Consider the following 11,840-nt stretch of genomic DNA (forward strand, 5'->3'; position numbering starts at 1 on the left):
CGGGAGACGGCTGCCACGTCGGCCTCCGCCCCCGTCGGCGCCCGGGTCTAGGTGCGGTCGAACGCCGGTTCCATGTAGCCGAGCACGAGGCGCGCCAGCTCGTCGAACGCCTTCTGGGCCGCGTCGTCGTCCCGGTCCACGAGCCAGCCGATCTCGATCCCGTCGATCTGCTGCGCGACGAAGCGCGACAGGAAGTCGACGTCCACCGAGAAGCGGGAGGCGCTGCGGTCGGCGAGCCGGTCCAGGTACTCGCGGGTGAACCGGTAGCTCTGCTCCAGATGCGACTGGGCCACCTCCCGCAACACCCGGGAGCGGACTCCCGCCAGGGCGAACTCGAAGGTCAGCAGCCGCATGTGCTGGTTCTGCTTGAGGCCGTCGACCAGTGATCTCGCGGACGCCCGGACCAGCTCCTCCGGGTCGTGTCCCTGGTCGAGCGCGGCGAGCGCGGGCTCCGAGGCCGTCAGCGCGATCGCCCGCCCCATCGCGCGGAGCATCTCGGCCTTGTCCTCGAAGCAGTAGTGCACGGTGCCGAGGGAGATCTCGGCCTCCTGTGCGACCGCGCGGACTGATACCGCTTCCACTCCTTCACGAAGGGCCACGCGCAGCCCGGCCTCGACGATCTCCTGACGACGCTCCTCGAGCGTCTTGCGTCTCGCCCGCGGCTCGGTCATCTCCCCACCTCACGTGCGCGAGAGGCGTCGGCGGGAGACGCCACGACGGGGACCACGAGCGCGGTCGCGACCGCCGCGACGCCCTCGCCGCGGCCGGTGAGCCCGAGCCCGTCGGTTGTGGTCGCGGAGAGGCTCACCGGGGCGCCGGCGGCGGCACCGAGCACGGCGGCGGCCTCCGCACGTCGCGGGCCGATTCTCGGACGGTTCCCGATCACCTGAACAGACACATTCCCTATGGTGAACCCTGCGGAGCGAACTCGCCGAGCGGCTTCGGCAAGAAGCTTCGCCCCGGACGCTCCGGACCATTCGGGCTCGGCGGTTCCGAAGTTCGTCCCGAGATCCCCGATGCCCGCCGCCGCGAGGAGCGCATCGGCCGCGGCGTGCGCGGCGACGTCGGCGTCGGAGTGGCCGTCCAGGCCTCGTTCGCCGGGCCAGTGCAGCCCACCGAGCCACAGCTCCCGGTCGGAGCCGTCGGGGGCGAAGCGGTGCACGTCGGTACCGATGCCGGTGCGAGGGACGGGGTAGGGGGTCGGTATGTGCGGGGGCGCGGGTACGACGTCGTTCACGCCTGGTCCTCCAGCTCGAGAGCGGCAACGCGCAGGTCGCGCTCCGTGGTGATCTTGGCCGCCGCGGCGTCCCCCCTGACGATGTGCACCGGCTCGCCGAGCGCCTCCACGAGCCCGGCGTCGTCGGTGGCGGCGACCTTTTCGGAGCCGGACCGTTCCTGTCCGGCCTGGTGCGCGCGTTCCAGCAGCTCGCGCGCGAAGCCTTGGGGTGTCTGCACGGCGCGCAGCAGCACGCGGTCCGGAGTGCCGACGACGGGTTCGGCGCCGCTCCCCGGCACCACCTGCTTGACGGTGTCCGTCACGGGGAGCCCGGGCACCACGGCGTGGTGGCCGGCCCGGACCGCGGCGACGACGCGGCGGACGAGGTCGGCGGGAACGAGCGGGCGGGCGGCGTCGTGCACGAGGACGACGTCGTGGCCTGCCCCGGCCGCGGCGAGACCCGCGGCGACGGATGCCTGACGCGTCGGGCCGCCGTCGACCACCGTGACCGGGACACCGACGTGCGGGTCGGTCCCGAGCAGGTCGTCGACGACGTCCCGGAGTCCGTCGGGTGCGGTGACGACGAGCGCGTCGACGACGCCGGACCCGGCGAGCCTGCGCGCGGCGTGCAGCACGAGAGGAAAACCGCCGAGGTCGACGAGTGCCTTGGGCAAGTCACGCCCGAGACGTGCGCCGGATCCGGCGGCGGTGAGGATCGCGAGCGTGGTCATGACAGTAACCCCGCAGGCGGGGCGGCTATGTCGATAGTGATCAGCCGGCGAGGACCTCGTCGAGGATGGCCTCGGCCTTCTCCTCCTCGGTCTTCTCCGCGAGTGCGAGCTCAGAGATCAGGATCTGCCGAGCCTTGGCCAGCATGCGCTTCTCACCAGCGGAAAGGCCACGGTCCGCGTCACGACGGGACAGGTCCCGCACGACCTCGGCAACCTTGATCACGTCGCCCGACGCCAGCTTCTCGAGATTCGCCTTGTACCGGCGCGACCAGTTGGTGGGTTCTTCGGTGTACGGCGCACGCAGCACCTCGAAAACCCGCTCGAGGCCCTCCTGGCCGACCACGTCACGCACTCCGACGAGGTCGACGTTCTCCGCCGGGACCTCGATCGTCAGGTCACCCTGAGCGACCTTGAGCTTGAGGTACATCTTTTCCTCGCCCCGGATCTTGCGGGTCTTGACCTCCTCGATCAGCGCCGCGCCGTGGTGCGGGTAGACAACCGTCTCGCCTACTGTGAACGTCATCTGCAGATGTCCCCTTTCCAGGACACAAGGTTACCACGAAGCGGTTCCCGATTTTCTTGACCCTGCCCCGTTCCAGAGCCGGACGGTTCTTGAAGTTACTGCAGGTCACAGCGAGTTTTTCTCGGCCTTCGGCGAGCGCCGACGACGGGTTGGCGGCATCTTCGCATCGATCTGATCACGCACTCTTGACCCAAGTTTTGTTTCGCACAGAATGACGGTCGTCCTTTTCCCGGACAAGTCGCCGGGCGCGGACCCGTCGTCGCCCCCCGGGCCGGTGACACACACCACTGATCGACTGACCGGCGGGCCCTGCGGGGACGCACCGCGGCGCCCGCGGACCACTAGGATGTTGGCTGATCCACAGCCTTGACCTCCAGGGAGTAGACCGTGTCCCGTCGCACCACCGCCCTCCGACGCACCCGCACCGTCGCGGTCGCGGCCGTCACCGCGGCGGGTGCCGCCCTCCTGTCGGCATGCGCCCCCACCACCACAGCGCTCAACTACTCGCCGTCCGACGGCGTGATGGTGTCCGTGGGTGCGCAGGACGACGCCGAGTTCACCGAGCTGCGCGGTCTCAACCTCATGGTCGTCGCCGCCGAGGAGGGCGCGGCGGGCAACCTGCTCGGCGCGCTCGCGAACGGCACGCAGGCCGACACCACGTTCACCCTCACCCCCGAGGGCGCGGCGCCGGTCACCTTCGACGTCGAGGCGGGCGAGACCGTGTACATCGGCGGCGAGTCCGGCGACCCGGTCGTGCTCGACGCCGTCGCCGCCGGGCCCGGCGGCAGCATCCCGACGACGCTGGAGGCCGACGGCGAGACCCGGGAGTTCCAGCTTCCGGTGATCAACGGCGAGCTGCCCGAGTACGCGGACTACGTGCCGAGCGCGGCACCGTCGGCGACGCCGGACGACTCCGCCTCCTCCGAGGCGTCCGCCTCACCCGACGGCTCCGCCTCACCCGAAGAGTGAGCGGCGGTGCGGCTCGCTCCGGAGCGGGCGGCCCGGCCTCCGCGGACAATCGCATCGAATTGAAGGGCTCGACGTTGCTTCAGAGCACCCAGTCCCCCGCCGGCGCCCGTCGTGGACGCGCCGGACGGCGGTACGGCACGCGGCGGTTCTCCGCCGTCGTCGCCTGCGCCGCCCTGCTCACCGGCGCCCTCTCGGGGTGCTCGGCCATCGACGGCTTCCTGGACGACGACGCCACGGAAGCGCAGCGGGACGCGAACGGCGAGGTCACCGCAGCGGCCGATGCCGACGCGATGACCGTGGAGATCGGCGACTGCCTCGACATCGCCCAGCTCGAGAACCAGGCCACGTTCACGGACCTCCCGGTCGTGCCGTGCGGCGAGGAGCACACCGGCGAGATCTACGCCGAGAAGGACCTGGCCAACGGCGAGTTCCCGGGCAAGAAGGAGGTCGCCGACGAGGCCGACGCCTTCTGCGAGAGCGAGTTCGAGCCGTTCGTCGGCATGTCGTTCGCCGACTCGGAGCTGTACTTCTGGTCGTTCTACCCCACCGAGGAGAGCTGGGCCCAGGACGACCGCACGCTGCAGTGCGTCCTGGAGTCGGACAAGCCGGTGACGGCGTCGCTGGAGGGCGTCGAGCGGTAGCGGTTCACCGGCCGCGCGACAACGGCTCACCGGCACGACCACGAGGAGGGGCTGCCGGTCCTGGTACGGCCCGACCGGACGTCGGGCGCACCAGGGCCGGCAGCCCTGTGAATCAGGCCGTGCGGATCAGCCGAAGCGGCCCGAGACGTAGTCCTCGGTGGCCTTCTCCGACGGGGAGCTGAAGATCGTCGCCGTCTGGTCCATCTCGATGAGCTTGCCCGGCTTGCCGGTGCCGGCGATGTTGAAGAACGCCGTCCTGTCGCTCACGCGAGCAGCCTGCTGCATGTTGTGCGTGACGATGACGATCGTGTAGTCCTTCTTCATCTCCTGGATCAGGTCCTCGATCGCCAGCGTGGAGATCGGGTCCAGGGCCGAGCACGGCTCGTCCATGAGAACCACCTGGGGCTTCACCGCGATCGTGCGGGCGATGCACAGGCGCTGCTGCTGACCGCCGGAGAGGCCCGACCCGGGCTTCTCGAGCCGGTCCTTGACCTCGTTCCAGAGGTTCGCTCCCCGCAGCGACGACTCGACCAGGTCGTCGGCGTCGGACCTGGAGATCCGGCGGTTGTTCAGCTTGACGCCGGCCAGGACGTTGTCGCGGATCGACATCGTCGGGAAGGGGTTCGGCCGCTGGAACACCATGCCGATGTTGCGACGCACCGCCACCGGGTCGACGTCGGGACCGTAGAGGTCGACGCCCTCGAGCTCGACGCTGCCGTCCACGTACGCGCCGGGGATGACCTCGTGCATACGGTTGAGGGTGCGGATGAACGTCGACTTGCCGCAGCCGGACGGCCCGATGAAGGCCGTCACGGAGCGCGGCTCGACGGTCATCGAGACGCCCTCGACCGCGAGGAAGTCACCGTAGTAGATGTTGACGTCCTTGACGTCGATGCGCTGGGACATGGAGAAGATCCTTCGTGTGTGCGCTGGGCGAGGTGGGGTCCTGCGCGTCAGCGCAGCTTCGGGGCGAACCACCGGTTGACGAGGCGGCCCGTGACGTTGAGGAGCATGACGATGACGATGAGGACGAGGGCCGCACCCCACGCGTTCTGGTACGAGATGTCCGTGACGCAGTTGAGCTGGTCCTCCCGGCAGGTCGCCAGGCCCTGGCTGTACTGCCGGTAGATGAAGACCGGCAGCGTCGTCATCCGTCCTTCGAACGCGTTGACGTTGATCGAGTCGGTGATGCCCACCGCGACCAGCAGCGGCGCGGTCTCACCGATGACCCGGGCGACGGCGAGCAGGATGCCGGTCGTCAGACCTGCCACCGCGGTGCGCAGGACCACGCGGACGATCGTCAGCCACTTGGGCACGCCGAGCGCGTACGAGGCCTCGCGCAGCTCGTTCGGCACGAGCTTGAGCATCTCCTCGCAGGAGCGGACGACCACCGGGATCATCAGCACCGACAGCGCGATCGCGCCCATGATGCCGAACCGCGCCCCGGGGCCCAGGAAGATGGTCACCAGGGCGACCACGAAGAGGCCCGCGACGATCGACGGGATGCCGGTCATCACGTCCACGAAGAAGGTGACCGCGCGGGCCAGCGCACCCCGCCCGTACTCGACGAGGTAGATCGCCGTGAGCAGACCGACCGGGATCGAGATCAGCGCGGCCCAGCCCGTGATGATGAGGGTGCCCATGATGGCGTGGTAGATCCCGCCGGAGGGGTCGCCGCCGAAGATGCCACGCATCGAGTACAGGAGGAATTCGGCGCTGATCCGGCCGGAGCCGTTGACCAGGACCGTCCACAGCAGGGACACGAGCGGGATCATCGCGACGACGAACGCGGCCCAGATCAGCACGGTCATGAGCCGGTCCACGGACTTCCGGCGTGGTTCGGAGGACGTCAGCAGGGCGCGGGTGCGCTCCGTGGAGTCCATCGTGTCGGTGCTCATCAGTTGGCTCCCGAGAAGTCTTTGCGGCGCGCCACGATGGCACGGGCGATCATGTTCACGGCCATGGTGATCAGGAACAGCGCGAGGCCGGTCGCGATCAGCGCGTTGACCGCCAGACCGGTCGCCTCGGCGAAGTCCAGCGCGATGTACGCGGCGATGGTCTGGTGCTGGGCACCGGCCAGGATCTCCAGCGAGTAGACGAGAAATCCGGGGCTGATGATCATGAGCACGGCCATCGTCTCACCGAGGGCCCGGCCGAGCCCGAGCATGGCCGCGGAGATCACGCCGGACCGACCGAACGGGAGGACCGCGGTCCGCACCATCTCCCACCGGGTGGCGCCGAGCGCGAGCGCGGCCTCCTCGTGAAGCTTCGGCGTCTGCAGGAAGACCTCGCGCGACACGGCAGTGATGATCGGCAGGATCATCACGGCGAGCACGACCGAGACCGTGGCGAGCACCTTGCCGGTGGCCGACACGTCCCCCGCGAACAGCGGGAACCAGCCGAGGTTCTCCCCCAGCCAGGCCCAGATGGGCTTGACCACGGGCGCCAGGACCAGGAAGCCCCACAGGCCGTAGACGACCGATGGGATCGCCGCCAGCAGGTCGACCAGGTATCCGAGGACCTGGGCCAGCCGGCGGGGCGCGTAGTGGGAGATGAAGAGGCCGATCCCCATCGCCACCGGCGTGGCGAGCGCCAGGGCGAGGACTGCGGCGAGCAAGGTGCTCCAGATCAGAGGCCCGATGAACTCCAGGAGGGACGTGCCCTCCGGATACCGGCCGACGGCGCTGGAGAGCTCCTCGTCCGAGGCCGTGATCGCGGGCCAGGCGCGCAGGAGCAGGAAGAGTGCCACCGCGGCGAGGGTCGCCAGGATCAGGGCGCCCGCGCCGGTGGAGATCCACCGGAAGACTCTGCTGAAGCCGCGCTCGGTATCGCCGCTCCTGCGGCGTCGTGCAGATGCCCGCGAGGCAGGCTCCTTCTTCGGCGTCGCCGGGAGCTGCGGGCTGTCGGTCGTTGTCACGCGAGTTCCTCGCTACTCGTGGTCACTGCTCAATGATCGTCCATGAACAACCGTGCCGGTGATCGCCCGGCCCCGCTGTCACAGGGCCAGGCGATCACCGGCGGTGGCGTCCAGCTCGGACAGTCAGTCGACTCAGCCGGCGGCCGAGATCGCCTCGACCGCGGGAAGGAACTCGGCACGGAGCTCCTCGCTCACCGGCGCGGAGCCGGCGGCCTCGGTGCCCTGCGCCTGGCCCTCGTCGCTCAGGACGTAGGAGTACAGGCCCTTGACGAGGTCCGCGGTCTCCGCGTCCTCGTACGTGGAGCACGCGATGTGGTAGGAGACGAGCACGATCGGGTACGTCCCGGGGATGTCGCGGGCGAGCTCGTAGCTCCACACGGTCTCCGCCGTGCCCTCGGTCCGCGGCGACTCCGCGACGACGGCGGCAGCGGCCTCCGGGCTGTACGGGACGAACTCGTCGCCCACGCCGACGGCCACGGTGCCCAGCTCGCCGATCTGCGAGGCGTCGGCGTAGCCGATGGCCCCCTCACCCGAGGTGACGGTGGTGACCACGCCGGAGGTGCCCTGGGCGGACTCCTGGCCCTTGACCGGCCAGACGTCCTCGACCTCGAAGTCCCAGACGTCCGGGACCACGGTGCTCAGGTACTCGACGAAGTTCTCGGTGGTGCCCGAGGGGTCCGAGCGGTGCACGACGGTGATATCCGTGTCGGGCAGCTCGACACCCTCGTTGTCGGCGGCGATCGCCTCGTCGTCCCACGTCGTGATGTCGCCCTTGAAGACCTTGGCGATGGTCTCCGGGGACATGTTCACCGAGTCGACGCCCTCGAGGTTGAACGCGACCGCGACCGGGCTGATGTAGCCCGGGTACTCGATCACGTCGCTGGCGCAGGTCTCCTCGGCGGCGGCCATCTCCTCGTCGTCCAGCGCGGCGTCCGAGCCGATGAACGGGAAGGCGCCGGAGATGAAGTTCTCACGGCCCGTACCGGAGCCGGTCGGGTCGTAGTTGACGGTGACGTCCGGGTACTGGCTCTGGAAGCCGGCGCGCCAGGCCTCCATGGCGGACTCCTGCGACGAGGCACCGCCGCCGCTGAGGGTGCCGGCGAGCTCCATGCCGCCGTCGGTCGCGTCGCCGGTGCTCTCGCCGCCGGAGTTCGGGTCGGAACCGCAGGCTGCGAGGGTCAGCGCGAGCGCGCCGACCATGGCGACGGAACCAGCGCTGGTGAATCGGCTGAGCTTCACGTGTCTTTCCATCCTGTTCAAAGATCTGGGTCGGGCGCCGGCTCACGCCGACGTCACTCGGGACGGTAGGGAGACGGGATGACCTACCGCCCAGAATCAGGTGAACGGAGGATGAACAGTGCCGGGAATCCGGCGTGAGGTCGGACACGGACACTGCAACGCCCAGGTCATTGCCCGACAATGCCGCCACAGGTTTCACCCGCCGGAGACCGGCGCCCCTGCGTCGTCTCAGCCGAGGTAGATCGACTTCGACGCTTCCTCGACCCGGCGCTGCACGTAGTCCGAGATCGGTGCGCTGCCGGCGGCCTCCGCCGCCCGCTGCTGCCCCTCGACCGACGCGAGATAGGCGAGGAACTCCTTCACGAAGCGGCCCGTGGGCTTGTCCGTGTACCGGGAGCACACGACGGCGTACGAGACGAGCACCAGCGGGTAGACGTAGTCCTCCGTGGTCCTGCGGTCGATCTCGTAGGCGAGGTCGTACTTGGTGCGCCCCTCGACGATCTGGGACACGTCGACGGCCGCGGCGGCCGCCTCCGGCGTGAACGGGACGAACTCGGTACCCACCTGGATCGCCGCGTTGCCGAGCTTCGCCGTCCGCGACGCGTCCGCATAGGTGACCGCGCCCGGGTTCTGTGCCACGAAGCCCGTGACGCCGTCGGTCCCCTCCAGGGCCCGGCCGCCGTCGAGCGGCCACACGCCGTCCGCCTCGTGGGGCCACTGCTCGGGCGCGACCTGGGACAGGTAGTCGGTGAAGTTCTCGGTGGTGCCCGAGTCGTCGGAGCGGTGCACCGGGACGACTTCGGTCGCCGGAAGGACGACGTCGGGGTTGTCCGCGGCGATCTCCACGTCGTCCCACCGCGTGATCTCCCCCGTGAAGATCTTCGCGATCACGCCGGGACGGAGGTTGAGCCCGTCGATCCCCTCGAGGTTGAAGGCCACCGAGATCGGGCTGACGTACACGGGCAGGTCGATCCCGTTGCCACCCGAGCACACCTCCGTCGACGCCTCCAGCTCGGCCTCCGACAGCATGGCGTCGGACCCCGCGAAGGCCACCTTCCCGGCGAGGAACTCCTCCCGGCCGCCGCCCGACCCGATCGGGTCGTAGGAGATCTCGACGCCCGGGTGCTCCTCGACGAAGCCCTCGATCCACGCCGCCATGGCCTTCTCCTGGGCCGAGGATCCGGAGCCCGCGAACGAGCCCGTCACCTCGACCGGCGCGGGTGGCACGTACGTGCCGCCCACCAGCTGGCTGCATCCGGCGAGCGGAAGGACGAGGACGGTCGCGACGGTCGCGACGGCACGGGGGCGCAGGAGGGTCATGCTCCAGGACGCTAGGGACGCCAGGTAATCGACAGAACAGGCATAAGCGAACAGAAGGTGAACTCGGGCGACGATCTTCCCTACGCGGCGAGCCCGCGTCCGGGCGTGTCCCGGGCCCCGTCGCGGGCAGGCAGAAGGCCGCGCGGACGCCGTGGTACGGCGTCCGCGCGGCCTGGTACAGCGCCTAGTCCTCGGAGTCCGCCAGCTTGTAGCCCAGGCCTCGCACGGTCAGCAGGTAGCGCGGCCTGCCCGGGTCCGGCTCGATCTTCGAGCGGATGCGCTTCACATGGACGTCGAGCGTCTTGGTGTCGCCCACGTAGTCGGCACCCCAGACCCGGTCGATGAGCTGCCCGCGCGTCAGCACGCGACCCGCGTTGCGCAGGAGCAGCTCGAGCAGGTCGAACTCCTTCAGCGGCAGCGAGATCGTCTCGCCGTTCACGGATACGGTGTGCCGCTCGACGTCCATCGTGACCGGGCCCGCCTCCAGCACGCCCGCGCCGTCGTCGACCGACTGCTCCACCGGCTGACGGCGGCGCAGCACCGCGCGCATCCGGGCGAGCAGCTCGCGGAACGAGTAAGGCTTGGTCACGTAGTCGTCGGCACCGAGCTCCAGCCCGACCACCTTGTCGATCTCGGAGTCCTTCGCCGTGAGCATGATGACCGGCACGTCGCCGCGAGCGCGCAGTTCCCGGCAGACCTCCGTGCCCGACAGCCCCGGGAGCATGAGGTCGAGCAGCACCAGATCGGCCCCCTCCGCGTCGTAGGCAGCCAGCGCGGCGTTGCCGTCTGCCGCCTCGACCACCTCGAACCCCTCACGGGCGAGCTGGTAGGTCAACGGGTCGCGGTACGAGTCCTCGTCCTCGACCACCAGGATGCGCGTCACGCGCCTACCTCCTCGTTCGTGGCCGCCGGGTCTGTCCCGGCGTCTTCGTCACCTGCCAGGGGCCTGCCCCCCGGCTCGGCAGTCTTCGCGGCACGTCCCGCCGGAGCCACGTCGGTGCCCGAGGCCGGGCCCTCCCCCGGCTCGGCGTCGGACCACACCCCCTCGTCGAGCGGGACCGCACGGTGGCCGGCGGACGGGATGCGCAGCGTGAACGTCGACCCGCGGCCAGGCTCGGACCACATCGTGACGTCACCGCCGTGGTCGGCGGCGACGTGCTTGACGATGCTCAGCCCGAGGCCGGTGCCACCGGTGTCGCGGGAGCGCGCCGGGTCGACGCGGTAGAAGCGCTCGAACACCCGGTCCTGCTTGCTCTCGTCGATCCCGACACCCTGGTCCACGACCGCGATCTCGACGAGCCCGCGGCGCTCGGTCACGCCCACGCCCACGCGGGCGGCGGGCGCCGAGTACGCGACGGCGTTGTCGAGCAGGTTCCGCACGGCGGTGACCAGGAGGTTGTGGTCGCCGTACACGACGCTGTCCAGCGTGCCGCCCGTGGTGATCGCGATGTTCTTGGCCTGTGCCGCGGTCCGGGCACGGTCCACCGCCTCGTCGACCACCGCGCGCGCCGACACCGGCGTGTCCTTCTGCATCGCGCCCCGGGACTGGAGCCGGGAGAGCTCGATGATCTCCCGCACGAGCTCGGACAGGCGCTGCGCCTCGCGGTGCATGCGCTCCGTGAAGCGGCGGACGGCGACCGGGTCGTCCGCGGCGTCGCCCACGGTCTCGGCGAGCAGGGCGAGCGCCCCCACCGGTGTCTTGAGCTCGTGCGACACGTTGACCACGAAGTCGCGCCGGATGGCCTCGACGCGTGCGGCCTCGGTGCGGTCCTCGGCGAGCACCAGCACGCGGTCGCCCAGCGGCGCCACGCGGACCTGGAGCAGGACGGTGCCGCTGCCCACGGGGCCGCGCGGCAGCTCGAGCTCCTGCTCGCGGATCATGCCGTCCCGGCGGACCAGGGCCACCATCTCCCGGATCGCGGCATGGGAGATGGCGTCGTTGCGGACCACGTTGAGCGCGTAGGCCGGCGGTGAGGCGCGGATCACCTCGTCGTCGTCGTCGACCACCACGGCGGCGGAACGGAGGACGGACAGGACGCGGACGAGTCCGTGGTCGAGCTCTGCTGCCGGGGCCTCCGGGCCCGCGTGCTGCCGCCGGTCGGAGACCCGGAACGCGAGCGCGGCGACGACGCCGACGACGACGCCGACGACGCCCACGCCCAGCACCGAGACCCCCTGGATGAATCCGTCCACGCGCTCAGCCTATGCAGAGCCACCCCGCGACCCCGACCACGGAGGGGAGTTGCCGGATTGACGTCACCAGGAGTTCATCCCCGAACGGGGA

The 11,840-nt window shown here is 70.2% G+C and carries 13 protein-coding genes; 2 read left to right on the forward strand and 11 right to left on the reverse strand.

Going from position 1 to position 11,840, the window contains the following annotated elements:
• Positions 1-47: 47 nt before the first annotated feature.
• The 4 genes from ACYU96_RS15735 to ACYU96_RS15750 are packed head-to-tail and all read right to left on the reverse strand — an operon-like array spanning position 48 to position 2,470.
• Positions 48-671, reverse strand: coding sequence for a TetR/AcrR family transcriptional regulator (locus tag ACYU96_RS15735; RefSeq protein ID WP_460755450.1), 624 nt, complete (start codon positions 669-671; stop codon positions 48-50).
• Positions 668-1,237: a 2-C-methyl-D-erythritol 2,4-cyclodiphosphate synthase gene (gene ispF / locus ACYU96_RS15740; protein WP_460755452.1), complete on the reverse strand. Its 570-nt coding sequence runs from the start codon at positions 1,235-1,237 to the stop codon at positions 668-670. Before ispF ends, ACYU96_RS15735 begins: the two co-directional genes overlap by 4 nt.
• The gene (gene ispD / locus ACYU96_RS15745; RefSeq protein ID WP_460755455.1) at positions 1,234-1,947 is read right to left on the reverse strand and encodes a 2-C-methyl-D-erythritol 4-phosphate cytidylyltransferase; all 714 of its coding nucleotides are present in this window, start codon (positions 1,945-1,947) and stop codon (positions 1,234-1,236) included. The genes ispF and ispD overlap by 4 nt, the downstream gene beginning before the upstream one ends.
• A gap of 40 nt (positions 1,948-1,987) precedes the next feature.
• Positions 1,988-2,470, reverse strand: a complete 483-nt coding sequence (locus ACYU96_RS15750) for a CarD family transcriptional regulator (protein ID WP_192861750.1) — start codon at positions 2,468-2,470, stop codon at positions 1,988-1,990.
• A gap of 387 nt (positions 2,471-2,857) precedes the next feature.
• Between ACYU96_RS15750 and ACYU96_RS15755 the strand changes: the two genes are divergently transcribed.
• Entirely contained in the window at positions 2,858-3,439 is a 582-nt protein-coding gene (locus ACYU96_RS15755; RefSeq protein WP_460755458.1) for a hypothetical protein, read from the forward strand.
• Positions 3,440-3,513: 74 nt separating this feature from the next.
• Positions 3,514-4,080 carry a septum formation family protein gene (locus tag ACYU96_RS15760; protein ID WP_460755461.1) on the forward strand — a complete coding sequence of 189 codons (567 nt, stop codon included), beginning with the start codon at positions 3,514-3,516 and terminating at the stop codon, positions 4,078-4,080.
• Between the two features lie 126 nt (positions 4,081-4,206).
• Here ACYU96_RS15760 and pstB read toward each other — a convergent pair whose 3' ends face one another.
• From pstB to ACYU96_RS15795, 7 genes are all read right to left on the reverse strand, one after another.
• Positions 4,207-4,986, reverse strand: a complete 780-nt coding sequence (gene pstB / locus ACYU96_RS15765) for a phosphate ABC transporter ATP-binding protein PstB (RefSeq protein ID WP_460755464.1) — start codon at positions 4,984-4,986, stop codon at positions 4,207-4,209.
• 47 nt (positions 4,987-5,033) lie between these two features.
• Complete coding sequence (gene pstA / locus ACYU96_RS15770) at positions 5,034-5,978, reverse strand: phosphate ABC transporter permease PstA (protein WP_460755467.1); 945 nt, start codon at positions 5,976-5,978, stop codon at positions 5,034-5,036.
• Complete coding sequence (gene pstC, locus ACYU96_RS15775; RefSeq protein WP_460755470.1) at positions 5,978-6,997, reverse strand: phosphate ABC transporter permease subunit PstC; 1,020 nt, start codon at positions 6,995-6,997, stop codon at positions 5,978-5,980. Before pstC ends, pstA begins: the two co-directional genes overlap by 1 nt.
• 132 nt (positions 6,998-7,129) lie before the next feature.
• Positions 7,130-8,236, reverse strand: coding sequence for a phosphate ABC transporter substrate-binding protein PstS (locus ACYU96_RS15780; RefSeq protein ID WP_460755472.1), 1,107 nt, complete (start codon positions 8,234-8,236; stop codon positions 7,130-7,132).
• 228 nt (positions 8,237-8,464) lie between these two features.
• A complete protein-coding gene (pstS, locus tag ACYU96_RS15785) occupies positions 8,465-9,556 on the reverse strand; it encodes a phosphate ABC transporter substrate-binding protein PstS (RefSeq protein ID WP_460755475.1) in 1,092 nt (363 codons plus the stop codon).
• 184 nt (positions 9,557-9,740) lie between these two features.
• Positions 9,741-10,439, reverse strand: a complete 699-nt coding sequence (locus tag ACYU96_RS15790) for a response regulator (protein ID WP_460755478.1) — start codon at positions 10,437-10,439, stop codon at positions 9,741-9,743.
• A complete protein-coding gene (locus tag ACYU96_RS15795) occupies positions 10,436-11,749 on the reverse strand; it encodes a sensor histidine kinase (protein ID WP_460755481.1) in 1,314 nt (437 codons plus the stop codon). Before ACYU96_RS15795 ends, ACYU96_RS15790 begins: the two co-directional genes overlap by 4 nt.
• Positions 11,750-11,840: the final 91 nt, after the last annotated feature.

It is taken from the genome of Myceligenerans cantabricum, assembly GCF_054777735.1.